This window comes from Pseudonocardia ammonioxydans (assembly GCF_900115005.1).
Lineage (GTDB): Bacteria > Actinomycetota > Actinomycetes > Mycobacteriales > Pseudonocardiaceae > Pseudonocardia > Pseudonocardia ammonioxydans.
This window is the reverse complement of sequence record NZ_FOUY01000016.1, coordinates 137,866-152,432: the sequence shown is the minus strand read 5'-3', so window position 1 is coordinate 152,432 and position 14,567 is coordinate 137,866. Positions and strand designations below refer to the sequence as shown.

Below are 14,567 nucleotides of genomic sequence, written 5' to 3'. Positions count from 1 at the left end.
CGGTCCCGGGGCACATCGAGCTCGACCGGCCCGGCCTCGGTCAGCACGGTCTTCGACCGGTGACCGTTGCGAGAGTTCCCGCCGTCACGGCCGGCCGGGTCGTGGGACTCGTAGCCGAGGTGATCGGTGATCTCACCTTCCAGAGCGGATTCCAGGACCCGCTTGGTCAGCTGCGCGAGCAGACCATTCTCCCCGGTCAGCTCCAGCCCGTTCGCCCGTGCCCGGCCGGCGAGCTGGGCGATCAGCTGCTCATCGACAGGGTCCAGCCCGGCTGGGCCTGCACCCTCGGCCGGGCCGTCGGTTACCGCGTCGAGGTCAACCACCGGCTCGTCTGCCAGGTCTGTCATCGGGTCCACACTCCTTGATCGGAGTTACACCGATGTTCTTACAGCCCCCCACCGGCCGTCGGCGAGCAGGTCACGGTCACCGAGGTGATCGACGGTGACACGTTCACGGTCAGCGACGGCCGCACCATCCGGGTGCTGGGCATCGATTCCTGCGAGATCGGCACCGTGCAGGGCGACTCCGCCAAGCTCTCGGCCGAGGGCGACCTGAAGTACTCGCCGATCACCCTCACCGCAGAGCCCGGCGTCGACACCGACCAGTACGGCCACCACCTGCGTTACGTGCAGGCCGGTAACGGGAACGAGGACTTCGGGCTCGAGATGGTGCAGTGGGACCACACCGGCGTTCACCAGGGCCACAACGACGCATCCCCGGCATACATCCAGCAGCTCTACGGGAAGGACCTGACGTACGCGATGAGCCCGCCGTCCGGGCGGGAGTGCGGCGGTCCCTCCACGCCGGTCTCGAGCGGCAGCGACGTCGACGTGTACGTGGACACCGACGATGATGACGTCAACATGCCCGACGGTGCTCTCACCGGTGGATACTGCGCCCGCAAGTGGTGGTGCTGACCGACATGCCCCACGACCGGCCGGTGGTCGCGATCGCCGTGGTCAGAAGCGCGGTCGGCGTCCTGGTCGGCCGACGGGTCGACCGGACGCCGCCGTGGGTGTTCGTCGGGGGCAAGGTCGGTCCGGGTGAGACCCCGGTGGCCGCGGCGGTGCGGGAAGCGAGCGAGGAGGCCGGCATCGTCGTGGAGGCGCGGGGCGAGCTCGGACGCCGGGTTCATCCACGGACGGGTCGGCTCATCGTCTACATCGACTGCTGGGCAGCAACACCCGATAGCATCGTTGCGGCGCCTGATGAGCTCGATGACGTGCGCTGGATATCGGTCGACGAGCTGACGACGCTGATGCCTGACCTGTTCGTGAGAGTCCGTGAACACCTCGAGACGACCTGATCGAGACGCTGCGCATCGGTCTCAGCGCGGTGGGTGAAGCTGTCGATAGGTGTCGTCGACGAGGCGCTGGTCGTCTCGGCGAGCGCTCACCAGGTCCTCGTGGTGCTCACGGAGCTCGGCGAGCCAATCCGGATCGATGTCCCGATGACGTGACGCGGCGTCGAGGAGCTTGCTGGAGGCGTCGATCGCGGTGTCGCGGACCTTCACGAGCCGCTCGGCAGTGCGGAGACGACGCTCGAGGTCGCCGCCGGAATCGAAGCTTCGGTCCCAGCGGGGCGATCGCGTCAGCGGCGAACGGAGCCGACACCGGCTCGTACGCGATCACGGTGTGCAGGTCGTCGCGTCGCCGGGCTGCCTCGAGGCCGAGCAGGGCGCCGATGCTCCATCCGAACAGGTGGACCTCGCCGTCGACGTCGTCGAGCAGGGCGTGCACGTCGACCCTCCGCTTCCAGCGAGTAGCCCTCGCCGAGCGGGCCGCTCGGAGCGCGGCCACGGCGGTTCAGCACGTGCACCTGCCAGTCGGCGGGCAGGGCGTCGACGACGGGGAGCCAGTCGGCCGCGTCGGCCATGGCGCCGGGCACCACCACCACCAGGACCGGGCCGTCGCCCGGCCGCTCGGTCACCGACACCGTGGTACCCGAACGGTCCTCATTGATCTCCTTCTCCGGGGGCGCGCGGGCAGACGTCGACGAGCAGGCCTGCTCCCGGTCGCATCGCGGCGAAGCTGGTCGGGCGGATCTTCTGCTCGGGCAGGTACAGGGACGCCCGGGCGAGCAGCCGGGCGAGCATCACGGTGAGCTCGGTGGTGGCGAACGCTGCGCCGATACAGCGGTGGGCGCCTGCGGAGAACGGCAGGTACTCGTGCGGGCCCGGCTTCCGGTGATCGGGTTCGGACGCCGTCCAGCGTTCCGGCCGGAACCGCAGGGGGTCGGGCCACAGTTCGGAGAGGCGGTGCGTCACGTACGGACTGAAGAGCAGCATGCTGCCGGCCCGGATCTCCCGCCCGGCGAACTCGAACCCGGTCGCGACCTTGCGCGCGGAGACCACCGCGGGTGGGTAGAGCCGCAGGGTCTCGCGGACGACACCGTCCAGATAGGTGAGTCGCGCCAGGTCGTCGTGGCCGGGCCGCCGGTCGCCGAGCACCTCGCGTACCTCGTCGGCGGCGCGGTCCCACACCCCGGGCGTGGTGAGCATGGCGTAGACCGCCCAGGCGGCGGCCGCGCTGGTGGTCTCGAAGCCCGCCGCGATCAGCGTCACCACCTGGTCGCGGACCTCGTCGTCGCTCAGCCCGTCACCGGCGTCGTCGCGGCCGTGCACGAGCGCGGCCAGCACGTGGTCGTCGGCGTCGGTCGAGCCGGCCCGCGCCCGCGCGATCTCCGCCGCGATCCGTGCGTCGACCGTCGAGCGGGCGGTCATGGCGCGCCGCCACTGCGGTGTCCGCAGCCGACGTTTCCACGCCACGGTGGCCGGCACGTGATCGACCAGGTCCAGCAGTACCTGCAGCTGGTCCCCGAAGAACGCCGACTCGCGCGCGATCCGTGCGCCGAACAGCGAGCGGATCGTGCTGTGCCGGATCGCGGAGCGGAGCTGCTGGTAGATGTCGACGCGCTGCCCCGGCCGCCACCGGTCGACGACGGCGTCCGCGCTGTCAGCCATGTTGTCCAGGTAGGTGTCGATCTGACGGTGGTGCAGCGCCGGCTGCACGAGCCTGCGCCTGCGCCGATGCGCGGCCCCGTCACTGACGATCAGTGATGTCGGGCCGTCGACCGGGATGAGCCCCTCGAAGGCCTCCCGCCAGCGGAACAGCTCGGAGTGGGCGATGACGAACCGGTTCGCCTCGGGCCCGAGCAGGTGGACGAACTGGCCGAGACCGATCACCGGCCCGCGGCGGCGGTATCCCGCCAGCAGGAGCTCGCCCGGGAGGTAGCGCACCGTGTGGCCCTGCCACCGCGCGGCCGAACGTGACGTGCGGACGTCGTCGGACATCGAGCTCCTGATCCTCCGTCGGGCTGCACCGGCAACCTACTGCGCCGGTCGGCGGGACGGCCGGGAATTTCAGCCCGCCAGCAGCCGGGGGACGATGTAGATGATCTCGAATGCCTCGTAGAGCGCGCCGACGACGAACAACGCCAGCGCGGGCAGGCTCAACCAGCCGACCTGCCGCAACCCGCGGACGTACCCCTGACGACGGTTGTGGGCGCCGACGGTCCCGGGGCGCAGCCAGGACCTTCCGAGGACGTAGGCGCCGAGCATGACGAGGACGTAGGCCTGCAGCTCGACGAGGATCGTCAGGGAGTGCGGGATCAGGGTCGTCGCGACGGTCTCGTCGACCGGGGCGAGCGCCGTGCCGAACTCGAACGCCCGGTACGCGGCGAGGGCGATGCCGGCGAACGGGACGATCATCGACGGCAGCAGGATCGTCGCGACCCCGACCGTCAGCGTGTTCACCGCCAGGATCGTCAGGCTGAACAACCAGAAGTTGCCGAGCAGTGACAGGACCAGGTCCGCCGTCCCGTCCTCGTGCATCGCGGCGTTGCGGGCGGCGTGCAGCTCGGGGAACAGCAGCGCCGCCCCCATACCGACGAGGAACGCGCCGTACATGAGCACGTTCAGGGCGACGTAGGGGCCGAGGTGGGCACGGACGATCCGCGCGGGTTCGCGAACGTGTCGGCTGTGGAGGGTGGAGGAGGGTCCGGGCATGCCGCCGAACGTAGGGACGCCGCCCGGCTGACCGGATCGGTCGACCGGCGCGGATCGTCCGACCGAAGTCGGAGTCCGGGACCGCCGTCGGGAGGACGACCGGGCGGCCCGGCACGCCTACGCTCGGCGCCATGAACGGGCGCCCGGGCATCGGACGGTGGTCGTGGAACCCGCGGCTCGGCGACGCCGTGCTGGTCGCGATCGCGGCGGCCATCGGCTGGTACCTGCTGAGCAACCGCCTGGACGCGCCGGGGGAGCTGCCCGCGTGGCTGCTGCGTCTGGACCTGGTCGGCGGCCTGCTCGGATGCGCGGGCCTGTGGTGGCGACGCCGGTTCCCGCTGGTCGTCGCCTCGGTGTCCGCTGTGCTGATCATGTTCTCCGAGGCGGCGGCCCCCGCGGCGCTCATCGCGCTGTTCACCGTGGCGGTCCACTGCACGAGCCGGGCCGCGGTCACGATGCTGGTGGCCCACCTGGCCGCGCTCGGGGTCCTCAACGTCGTCCGCCCGGAGCCCGGCGTGCCGGCGGTCGTGCTGATCGCGCTCGTCGTCACGGTGCACGTCGCCGTGCTGGTCTGGGGAATGCTCGTCCGCAGCCGTCGGGAGCTGGTCGCGTCGCTGCGGGAACGAGCCGTCGTCGCCGAGGTCGAGGCGGGGCTGCGGGCCGAGCGGGCCCAGCACGAGGCGCGGGAGACCCTCGCCCGGGAGATGCACGACGTCCTCGGTCACCGGCTGTCGCTGCTCAGTGTCCACGCGGGAGCGCTGGCCTACCACCGGGACGCGTCCGCGGAGGACACCGCCCGCGCCGCGGAGGTCATCCGGGAGAACGCCCACCGCGCGCTGCAGGACCTGCGCGAGGTCATCGGTGTGCTCCGCGCCCCCGTCGGGGAGCTGCCGCTCCTGGGTGTCGCCGACATCGTGGAGCTGATCGACGAGACGCGCCGTGCCGGCAGTCCCGTCGAGCTGTCCGACGACCACGGCGTGACCGCCGGTGGACGTCCCGTCACCGAGACGGTGGGCCGCACGCTGTACCGGTTCGTGCAGGAGGGCCTGACCAACGCGCGCAAGCACGCGCCCGGCGCCCCGATCGTCGTGCGGATCGGGGGTGAACCCGGCGATCACCTCGTCGGCGAGGTCGAGAACCGGACGCCGGTCGCGCCCGGCGACCCCGCGGCTCCGGCCGGGGCCGGGGAGGGGCTGCGCGGGCTGGCCGAGCGGGCGACGCTCGTCGGCGGGGGAGTCGAGTACGGCCCGACCACGCACGGCGGGTGGCGGCTCGGGATGCGGCTACCGTGGCCGGGATGAGCAGCGATCCCGCGCGGACCGTCGACGTGCTGGTCGTGGACGACGACCCGGTCGTCCGATTCGGACTCGACATGATGCTGCGTGGTGCGCCGGACCTGCGCGTGGTCGCCGAGGCGGGTGACGGCGCGCAGGCGCTGGAGCTGGTCGACCGCCACGCACCGGACGTCGTGCTGATGGACATCCGCATGCCCGGCACCGACGGGCTGAGCGCCACCGAGACACTCCGTCGCCGCCCGCAGGCACCGCAGGTCGTCGTGCTCACCACCTTCGACGCCGACGAGCACGTCCTGCGTGCGCTGCGCGCGGGAGCGGCCGGGTTCCTGCTGAAGGACACCCCGCCCGACGAGCTCGTCCTGGCCATCCGGCACGCGGCGGCGGGACGGCCGGTGCTGTCACCCGAGGTGACCCGGCGACTCATCGACCGGGTGGCCGGATCCGACCGGGACAGCGGGCGGGAGGCGGCCCGCCGCCGGCTCGCACTGCTCGCCGAGCGGGAGCGCACCATCGCCGTCGAGCTCGGTGCCGGCCGGTCGAACGCCGAGATCGCCGCCCGGCACCACGTCAGCGTCGCCACGGTCAAGACCCACGTCTCGTCCATCCTCACCAAACTCGATCTGAACAACCGCGTGCAGGTGGCGCTGCTCGTGCACGACGCGGCGCTCGACGCATCCGGCTGACGTTCTCACCGCACACGTTTTCGAAATAACCGGTAGCGTGGGCTGTGCTCCGGAAACTGCGGGCCGTGTTCGATGTCGGAATTTACGGTCGAATTTCGGCGTTGCACGGAGTGGAGGAGGGAAAAGAAAGAAATATTTCCGGGCTGTGCTGGAAAGTGCGGGCCCGGAGTGGCGCACGGTCTGGTGGAGGGTGGGTGGGATGGGTATGACGACGGTCGTGGTCATCCTGGTCGTGCTGGCACTGGTCCTCGCGGTGCGGGGCGTGGTGCGGGAAGGGTCCGGCGGGCTCCGGCGGGCCATCGAGGTGTGGCGCCGCGCGGCTCGTGGCCGTGGCCGTGGTGACGCGGTGGTCAGGGCTCGTCCGCACCTCGGGGCGGCGGGCACGAAGGCGCCGTTACCGGCGGTCGACGGGAAAGTCCGCTGCCTCCTGATCGGCAGCGAACTACGTCCGTAAGTTGCCCGGTGGGCACAGGCAGGCGCCTTGCCGAATTTTTTTTCTGGGGTAGCGTCGAACGTGCCTCACCGTCCGGGGGAACACCCTGCTCCTCCGGGCGGAGGTCCACTGAATGCGGCCCCTCCTGCCGCACGAGTCCCCGGTTCCGTGCATTTCGGAACCGGGGACTCTTCGGTGTGCGGAAATGTCACGGATGGGAGCAGGCGCAGAGAGCCCGATGATGAACCGGATCATGGGTACCGAGGTGGAGTACGGCATCGCCGTGCCCGGCGATCCGACGGCGAACCCGGTGGTGTCGTCGACGCAGGTGGTGCTGGCGTACGCGGCGGCGGCGGCGGCGGCGGATGTGCCGCGTAATCGCCGGGCCCGGTGGGACTACGAGGTGGAGTCGCCGTTGCGGGATGCGCGGGGGTTCGACCTGTCGGCTCCGTCGCTGGCGCCGCAGCTGGACACGGATCTGGATGATCTGGGGGCGGCGAACGTCATCCTGACCAACGGTGCCCGGTTCTATGTGGATCATGCTCATCCGGAGTTCTCGACGCCGGAGGTGTTGTCGCCGCGGGATGTGGTGGTGTGGGACAAGGCCGGTGAGCGGATCATGTTGGAGGCGGCGAACCGGGCGGCGACGGTGCCGGGGGCGCCGCGGATCCAGTTGTACAAGAACAACGTGGACGGCAAGGGTGCCAGTTACGGGTCGCACGAGAACTATCTGATGGCGCGGTCGACGACGTTCCCGTCGATCGTGACGGGGTTGACGCCGTTCTTCGTGTCCCGGCAGGTGGTGTGTGGGGCGGGTCGGGTCGGGCTGGGTCAGCAGGGTGACGAGCCGGGGTATCAGATCGCGCAGCGGGCGGACTACATCGAGGTCGAGGTGGGGCTGGAGACCACGCTGAAGCGGGGGATCATCAACACCCGGGATGAGCCGCATGCCGATGCGGACAAGTACCGGCGGCTGCATGTGATCATCGGGGATGCGAACCTGTCCGAGGTCGCGACGCTGCTCAAGGTGGGGACGACGGCGCTGGTGCTGGACATGATCGAGCACGGGCGGTCGTTCGAGGATCTGCGGCTGGCCGAGCCGGTCAAGTCGGTGGCCCGGATCAGTCGTGACCTGTCGCTGCGGACGACGATCCCGTTGGCCGACGGGCGGCAGGTCACGGCGCTGAACCTGCAGCAGGAGTATCTGGCGCGGGCGGTGGCGCACCTGGAGCAGACGGTCGGGGTGCAGCGCGGGCAGTGGGATCCGGACTCACGTGAGGTGGTCGACGAGTGGGAGTCGGTGCTGGCGGATCTGGAGCGGGATCCGATGCTCACCGCGGACCGGTTGGACTGGACGGCGAAGCTGAAGCTGCTCGAGGCCTACCGGGAGCGGGACGGGTTGTCGTGGGCGTCGGGCCGGTTGGGAATGGTGGATCTGCAGTACTCGGACGTGCGGCTGGCCAAGGGGCTCTACAACCGGTTGGTGACGCGGGGGTCGATGCGGCGGGTGGTGACCGAGGAGGAGGTCACCGCGGCGATGGTCGAGCCGCCGCAGGACACCCGGGCCTACTTCCGCGGCACCTGCATGAGCCGCTACCCGGCCGAGGTCACCGCCGCCTCCTGGAGCTCCGTGGTCTTCGATGTGGGGCGGGAGTCGCTGGTGCGGATCCCGACGCTGGAGCCGTTGCGGGGCACCCGCAAGCATGTCGGCGAGCTGTTCGAGGCGGTCGCGAGCGCGGCGGAGCTGACCGACGAGCTGACCCGGTCCTGAGGTCCGCGCTGGCCCACCCGGAACAGGACGCACGGCGGGTCGAGCTCACGGTGCTGCTGGACCCGGTCGACCACGACCGGATCTGGAGCGCGTTCGGCGCTCGTGGCGAAATGCCGCCCGGTGGACGCCGTCGCCCTGGCCGACCGGCTCACGGCGTTCCTGGCGGAGACCGAGCTCGCCCTCGGCCCTCATTCCTCTCGATCGTCGAAGCGCTCTTCGGTTGCGAGGTAGGTGTGCCCGGTCGGGGTGGTGGTCTGCACGCCGTCGGGTGTGCGTGCCACGTTCCAGCCGGGTTGTTCACGGATGTAGTTGTGGAACTCGCAGACGGCTCGCCCGTTCTCGAGTGCGGTCGGCCCGTGCTCGGCGGAACGGTCGATGTGGTCGATGTGCCGGGCCGGGGCGTCGCAGTACGGCTCGGTGCAACGCTGCCGGGCGCGGGCCTTCACCAGTTCGGCGAGCAGCCCGGTGAAGAACCGTTGCCGGGACGCGCCGCCGATGATGACCCCGTCGCGGGTCAGCAACCGGCGCAGTGCTTTCCGGCCGGTGGTGGTGGCCAGCAGGTCGACCGGGACGGGGCCGTGGCCGGGGATCTCGGCCGGCAGCGGACTGTCGGGGTCGATCAACGCTTCGACCGGCACCAGTACCTGGACCTCGATGTCGACGTCGGTGGCGACGGACTTCCCGGTGACGCGTTCGACCAGGGTGTCGGCCATGACCTGCCCGCGGGAGCGGGTCAAGGGTGTCGGGTCGACCGAGACCTCGGTGAACGCCTTGCGCAATGCGGCCAGGCAGGCGACGCCCTGTTCCACGGGCAGGTAGGCGGTCAGGTAGCTCATCCCGTCCGGGGCCGGGCGCAGCGTGACGCGGCGTTGGGCGCGGGCGGCCTCGACCCGGGAGCGGAACTTCTCCGGGGCGATCTCGGCGACCAGCCGGCGCACCAGGTCGCGTAGCCGTCCGATCCCGAGCCGGGTCAGGTCGTGTGCGGCGAGGCGGGCGTCGACCGCGGCGCGTTGGCCGGTGTCGAGGTCGGCGGTGGCGGTGACGATGGCGGCGATCTTGTCCCGGTTCAGTTCCCCGGCGACGAACAGGCCCCGGATGTGGTCGAGGCCGTCGCGCAGGTCGCGGGCGGCGCGCAGCCGGGAGCGGGCCTCGGTCGGTGAGACTCGGCAGGCCAGCCCGAGCTGGGCGATCACCCCGCGTTCGAGCTTGTCCGGGTCGACCACCCCCGCGCTGATCCGTCGGTCGACGTGGGTGCGGGCGAAGGAGCGGATCCGGTTCGCCTGCAACGCGGCCAGGGAGTTCTGCAGGGATTCGATCTGCTGGATCTGATCGATCAACTCGGATTCCCCACACGATTCCGCGTCGGCGGCGTCGGCGGCGTGTTCGACCGCGACCTGCATCAATACGAGATCGACCTGCGGGAACCCGGGCTCGCCGGCACCCGGGTGAGTGTCGGGGATCGGGGGATCATGAACTGCGGTCACGCACCCCATTCTACTCGAACTGGTGTTCGATGCCACGAATCTGGAAGATCGTTTGCAATCGCAAATCCGCGGTCCGTGCCGCACTCGCCGGTGGGCACGGGATGAAGTGGTGAGACCGCTCCGCACTGTCGACGGGCGTCGGCCGCTGCTACGGGTTCCCGGGCGCGAACGCGTCGAGCACGTGCTCGGCGTGGGCGAGCGCCGCACCGGGCTCGACATCCGGCGACCCGACCCGCGGGGAGAGGTTGAGGTCGACGAAGACCTCGGTGACGCCCTGGGTGCGCAGCCCGGCGAGGTCGTCGAGGATCTGGTCGCGTGTGCCGTGCAGCGGCCGCCGCGTCCCGCGTGGCGCGTCCTCGACGAGGTCGACCAGGCCACGGACGACGATCCGCAGGGCGTCCGGGTCGCGTCCGGCCTCGCGGGCCCCGGCGCGCACCGTGTCGATGCTCCGGGCGAGGTCGGCCGGGTCGTGCCGGCTGCTCGCGATCCAGCCCTGCGCGAGCCGTCCGGCACGGCGCAGCGCCGGGGCGGCCGTGCCGCCGAGCAGCACCGGCGGGTGTGGTCGCTGCACGGGCCCCGGGCCGACGTGCGACCGCGGCACCGTGTAGAACTCGCCGTCGAACTCGACCGGATCCTGCGTCCACAGTGCCTGCAGGCAGCGCAGGTACTCGTCCATGCGCGCGCCGCGCCGCTCGAAGGGCACCCCGGCGGCGGCGTACTCCGGTCGCAACCAGCCGATGCCGAGCCCGACGGTGAGCCGGCCGCCCGACAGCACGTCCAGCGAGGTCAGCGTCTTCGCGAGGACCGGCGGTGGCGTGAACGGTGCGCAGAGGGTCGCCGTGCCCAGCGCGATCCGGTCGGTGTGCGCGGCGACGTGCGTGAGGGTGACGACCGGGTCGTGCACCGAGCGGTGCGACGGACCGAGCCCGGCACCGACCGGGTCGAGCAGGCGCTGGAAGGTCCACAGTGACGCGTACCCGAGCTGCTCGGCGCGCCGCGCGATGTGCTGCATCCCCTCCGGGGTCGCCCAGCGTCCCGACACCGGGACGCCGAACCCGAGCAGGGGCAGGTCCGCGGTCACGGGGCACCACTCTGCCAGCCCCGTGGCCGATAAGTGCGGTGTTATCGGACGTTGCGCATCTCGCGGTTGATCAGCGCCACGACCGCCACGACTCTCGTAGGTGACGGAACGGCGCAACCGACCACGGAGCGGAGACCGCACGGTGCCACGAACAATGATCGACAAGTATCCGGTGGCCGACGGCGGATCGTACGGGATCACCACCGGGCCGGATCACGCGCTCTGGTTCACCCTCGTCCGCAGCGGGCAGATCGGCCGCCTCCGGCCCGGTGCGGAGCCGAGCTGTCACCAGCTCGAACCGGACTGCGGACCGACGATCATCGTGCCGGGACCGGACGGCGCGCTCTGGTTCACCGAGTACCGGGCGCACCGGATCGGACGGATCACCACCGACGGCGCGGTGACGGAGTTCGCGACGCCCACGCCGGACAGCGGGCCGTACGGGATCGCCGCCGGCCCCGACGGGGCGCTGTGGTTCACCGAGACCGCCGCCGACCGGATCGGCCGGATCACCACCGACGGGCAGGTCACGGAGTTCCGCCTGCCACGGACCGGAGCGTTCCCGTCCGCCATCACCGCGGGACCCGACGCCGCGATGTGGTTCACGATGCACCAGGCGAACGCGATCGGGCGGATCGACATGGACGGCGGTGTCACCGTGCATCCGCTGCCCGTGGCGGCCGGGCCGGTGGGGATCGCAGCCGGGCACGACGGCGCCGTCTGGTACGTGGCGATCGCCTCCGGCCACGTCGGACGCATCGAGGCCTCCGGCGCCACGGCCGAGTTCCCGGTCCCCGATCGCGCCGCGCGCCCGCACGCGATCACCGCGGGGGCGGACGGCGCCATGTGGTTCACCGCGTGGGCCGGCAACAGCGTCGGGTCGTTCACCTCCGGGCACGTCATCGACGTCCACGACCTGTCCGCGCTCGGCGCCGAACCGCACGGCATCACCCTCGGCCCGGACCGGGCCATCTGGGTGGCATTGGAGACCGGAGCCCTCGCCCGCGTCGCCGTCGAGGGTGCGGAGACCCACGTCACATCACGCCATGTCACGGGGCGCTCGCCCCGTCCGTCTCAGTAGGTGAACCAGGAGAGAACCCGCCAGGAGGCTCACCATGAGCAAGATCGAGGAGTTCGAGGAGCTGCGCCCGCTGCTGTTCTCGATCGCCTACCGGATCGTCGGTGGTGTGAGTGAGGCCGAGGACGCGGTGCAGGAGACGTGGCTGCGGTTCGACCGCACGACGACCCGGCCGACGTCGACCAGGGCGTTCCTCTCGACCGCGGTCACCCGGGTCTCGATCGACGCGCTCCGCTCCGCCCGGGTGCGGCGGGAGGAGTACCCGGGCCCGTGGTTCCCCGAGCCGCTGCTGAGCGACCCGCACCAGGACCCGGCGCGGTCGGCGGAACTCGCCGATTCGGTGTCCATGGCGGCGCTGCTGCTGCTGGAACGGCTCAGCCCGCTGGAGCGGGCGGTCTTCGTGCTGCGGGAGGTGTTCGGCTTCGGGTTCGACGAGGTCGCCGAGGTCGTGGGGCGGACCGAGCCGGCCTGCCGGCAGCTGGCGGCGCGGGCGCGCCGGCACATGCAGGCGGGCCGCCCACGGTTCGACGCCGACCGGCAGGCACGGCAGGGGCTGGCGACGAGGTTCTTCGACGCGCTGATCGACGGCGATGTCGGCGGACTGCAGGAGCTGCTGGCCGCCGACGTGCAGCTGGCCGGCGACGGCGGTGGCAAGGCCCCGCAGCTGGCCCGGACCGTCGTCGGCGCGGAGAAGGTGGCCCGGCTGCTCGGCACGGGCTTCCCCTGGATGATCCGGGCCGGCGTGTCGCACGAGCTGCACGAGGTCAACGGTCAGCCCGGCGCGATCTTCTTCGACCGGGAGGGCCGGGTGCTCCACACCCTGGTCCTCGACGTGCTCGACGGGCGGATCCAGGTCGTCCGGACGGTGCTCAACCCCGACAAGCTCGGCCACCTCGGCCCGGTCGGCGACGCGTGGGCTCTCGACCGTGAGATCCGGCGAGCCCGCCGAGAGCCGGAGTGACCTCGACACAGGCCACATCGACACGAGGGACGTACAACCATGAATACCGCACTGTGGATCATCGCTGGACTGCTGGCGCTCGCCTTCGGCATCGGAGGTGCGACCCAGCTCCTGCTCCCCAAGGAACGCTACGGCGCTCTCGCCGCCAGCCAGCAGTGGAGCGAGGACTTCGGCCCCGGCCACATCAAGGCGATCGGCGCCATCAAGATCCTCTGCGTCATCGGTCTGATCGTGCCGCCGCTGGTCGGCGTCGCGGTGGTGCTCTCACCCCTCGCGGCCTGCGGTCTCGTGCTGGTCATGGCCGGCGCCGCGACGACGAGGTTCCGCCGCAGCGAGTGGCTGCTCATGGGCGGCGACGTCGCCTACCTCGCGGCCTTCGCGTTCCTGGCCTGGGGCAGGTTCGCGCTCGCCCCGTTCGACGCCTGAGCACCGCACGACACAGGGGAGGACGACGAATGACGATCATGGATCCGTACCCGACCTACGCACACCTGCGCACCGAGGCACCGGTGTACCGCTACACGCCGGACGGCATGGCGGGCGGCGACCTCTGGCTGGTCACCCGCTACGCCGACGTCCGGGCCGCACTCGCCGACCCGCGCCTGGCCAAGCATCCGCGCCACGCACCGCGCCGGCTGCTCGACCTGGGCGTGTTCACCGCCGACGGGGCGGGGCCCGCCGGTGTCAGCATGTTGTTCGCCGATCCGCCCGACCACACCCGGTTGCGGCGGCTGGTGACCCGGGCGTTCACCCGGCGCCGTGTCGCCGCCCTGCGGCCGCGGATCGAACAGATCACCGACACCCTGCTCGCCGAGATCGCGCAGGCCGAGATCGCGCAGAACGGGCGCGCCGGGATCGACCTGATCGCCGCGCTGGCCTTCCCGTTGCCGATCACCGTCATCTGCGAGCTGCTCGGTGTCCCGGTCGCCGATCGGGAGGACTTCCGGGAGTGGAGCCGGGCGCTGATCTCGCCCCCGCTGACCGACGCCGGCCGGGCCGTGCGGGAGCAGGCCGGGCGGAGCCTCGCCGGCTACATCCGGGACCTGATCGCGGTCACCCGGCAGGTCGTCGTCGACGCCGCCGACGACGCCGCCGCCGCCGACGAGCAGCCGGACCTCGTCAGCGCGCTGATCGTCGCCGCGGACGAGCACGACCAACTGTCCGAGGACGAGATCGTGGGAATGATCAACCTGCTGCTCGTCGCGGGCCACGAGACGACGGTGAACCTGATCGGGAACGGGATGCTCGCACTCCTGCGCCACCCCGATCAGGCGGCGTTGCTGCGGGCACGACCGGAGCTGCTGCCCACGGCCGTCGAGGAACTGCTGCGCTACGACAGTCCGGTCGAACGGGCGACGATCCGGTTCGCGACCGAGGACGTCGACATCGGTGGGACGACGGTTCCGGCCGGCAGCGTGGTGTCCCTCGCCCTCGCCTCCGCGAATCACGACCCCACCCGGTTCCGGGACGGTGCACACCTCGACATCACCCGCACCGACCACGGTCACGTCGCCTTCGGGCACGGCATCCACCACTGCCTCGGCGCGCCGCTCGCCCGGCTCGAAGGGGAGATCGCGATCGGAGCACTGGTGCGACGGTTCCCCGATCTCACGCTCGCGGTCCCGCCGGACGCGCTGCGCCGGCAGTGCGGTGGGCCGCTCAGCACCCTGCGCGGCGTGGCGGAGCTCCCGGTGCGCCTGTCCCGCGGCACCGGCCGGTGAGCGGGCCGGCGGGGTTATCGTGGCCGGAGGCAACGGTCACGTCAGCGGAGGACG

General features: G+C 71.4%; 16 protein-coding genes and 1 pseudogene. 10 read left to right on the top strand and 7 right to left on the bottom strand.

Going from position 1 to position 14,567, the window contains the following annotated elements; translation table 11 throughout:
• The coding region (locus BM093_RS37355; protein ID WP_245773584.1) for a transposase at positions 1–347 on the bottom strand (347 nt) is incomplete at its 3' end.
• An 84-nt stretch (positions 348–431) separates the two neighbouring features.
• Between BM093_RS37355 and BM093_RS17145 the strand changes: the two genes are divergently transcribed.
• Entirely contained in the window at positions 432–917 is a 486-nt protein-coding gene (locus tag BM093_RS17145; protein ID WP_093344360.1) for a thermonuclease family protein, read from the top strand.
• A complete protein-coding gene (locus BM093_RS17140) occupies positions 905–1,306 on the top strand; it encodes an NUDIX hydrolase (protein ID WP_093344358.1) in 402 nt (133 codons plus the stop codon). The genes BM093_RS17145 and BM093_RS17140 overlap by 13 nt, the downstream gene beginning before the upstream one ends.
• A 21-nt stretch (positions 1,307–1,327) precedes the next feature.
• Here the strand turns inward: BM093_RS17140 and BM093_RS37350 are convergent, their stop codons facing one another.
• From BM093_RS37350 to BM093_RS17125, 4 genes and pseudogenes are all read right to left on the bottom strand, one after another.
• Entirely contained in the window at positions 1,328–1,513 is a 186-nt protein-coding gene (locus BM093_RS37350; RefSeq protein WP_245773583.1) for a hypothetical protein, read from the bottom strand.
• 34 nt (positions 1,514–1,547) lie between these two features.
• Positions 1,548–1,739 (bottom strand): annotated as a pseudogene (locus BM093_RS38360) (hypothetical protein); the annotation flags it as partial.
• 215 nt (positions 1,740–1,954) lie between these two features.
• Positions 1,955–3,292 (bottom strand): cytochrome P450, encoded by a 1,338-nt coding sequence (locus BM093_RS17130; protein WP_093344354.1) that lies wholly within the window; start codon positions 3,290–3,292, stop codon positions 1,955–1,957.
• A 69-nt stretch (positions 3,293–3,361) separates the two neighbouring features.
• Positions 3,362–4,006, bottom strand: coding sequence for a stage II sporulation protein M (locus BM093_RS17125; protein WP_093344352.1), 645 nt, complete (start codon positions 4,004–4,006; stop codon positions 3,362–3,364).
• 131 nt (positions 4,007–4,137) lie between these two features.
• On the opposite strand from BM093_RS17125, the gene BM093_RS17120 reads away from it, so the two are divergent.
• The 4 genes from BM093_RS17120 (at position 4,138) to dop (ending at position 8,188) form a co-directional block, all read left to right on the top strand.
• A complete protein-coding gene (locus BM093_RS17120; RefSeq protein WP_093344349.1) occupies positions 4,138–5,307 on the top strand; it encodes a sensor histidine kinase in 1,170 nt (389 codons plus the stop codon).
• On the top strand, positions 5,304–5,984 hold the full coding sequence (locus BM093_RS17115) for a response regulator (RefSeq protein ID WP_093344410.1): 681 nt from the start codon (positions 5,304–5,306) through the stop codon (positions 5,982–5,984). The genes BM093_RS17120 and BM093_RS17115 overlap by 4 nt, the downstream gene beginning before the upstream one ends.
• Positions 5,985–6,183: 199 nt before the next feature.
• Positions 6,184–6,438, top strand: coding sequence for a hypothetical protein (locus BM093_RS17110; protein ID WP_143105414.1), 255 nt, complete (start codon positions 6,184–6,186; stop codon positions 6,436–6,438).
• 220 nt (positions 6,439–6,658) lie between these two features.
• Positions 6,659–8,188: a depupylase/deamidase Dop gene (gene dop, locus BM093_RS17105; protein ID WP_093344408.1), complete on the top strand. Its 1,530-nt coding sequence runs from the start codon at positions 6,659–6,661 to the stop codon at positions 8,186–8,188.
• Between the two features lie 188 nt (positions 8,189–8,376).
• On the opposite strand, the gene BM093_RS17100 is transcribed toward dop, so the two are convergent.
• Positions 8,377–9,672 (bottom strand): HNH endonuclease signature motif containing protein, encoded by a 1,296-nt coding sequence (locus tag BM093_RS17100; protein ID WP_093344345.1) that lies wholly within the window; start codon positions 9,670–9,672, stop codon positions 8,377–8,379.
• Positions 9,673–9,820: 148 nt separating this feature from the next.
• Positions 9,821–10,753 (bottom strand): TIGR03619 family F420-dependent LLM class oxidoreductase, encoded by a 933-nt coding sequence (locus BM093_RS17095; RefSeq protein ID WP_093344343.1) that lies wholly within the window; start codon positions 10,751–10,753, stop codon positions 9,821–9,823.
• A 154-nt stretch (positions 10,754–10,907) separates the two neighbouring features.
• Between BM093_RS17095 and BM093_RS17090 the strand changes: the two genes are divergently transcribed.
• From BM093_RS17090 to BM093_RS17075, 4 genes are read left to right on the top strand one after another with little or no spacing between them, the layout of a single operon-like run.
• Positions 10,908–11,834 (top strand): Vgb family protein, encoded by a 927-nt coding sequence (locus BM093_RS17090; RefSeq protein WP_093344341.1) that lies wholly within the window; start codon positions 10,908–10,910, stop codon positions 11,832–11,834.
• A gap of 34 nt (positions 11,835–11,868) precedes the next feature.
• Positions 11,869–12,792 (top strand): RNA polymerase sigma-70 factor, encoded by a 924-nt coding sequence (locus BM093_RS17085; RefSeq protein ID WP_093344339.1) that lies wholly within the window; start codon positions 11,869–11,871, stop codon positions 12,790–12,792.
• Positions 12,793–12,831: 39 nt separating this feature from the next.
• Complete coding sequence (locus tag BM093_RS17080) at positions 12,832–13,218, top strand: DoxX family protein (protein ID WP_093344336.1); 387 nt, start codon at positions 12,832–12,834, stop codon at positions 13,216–13,218.
• 29 nt (positions 13,219–13,247) lie between these two features.
• Positions 13,248–14,513 carry a cytochrome P450 family protein gene (locus BM093_RS17075; protein WP_093344333.1) on the top strand — a complete coding sequence of 422 codons (1,266 nt, stop codon included), beginning with the start codon at positions 13,248–13,250 and terminating at the stop codon, positions 14,511–14,513.
• Positions 14,514–14,567 lie beyond the last annotated feature (54 nt).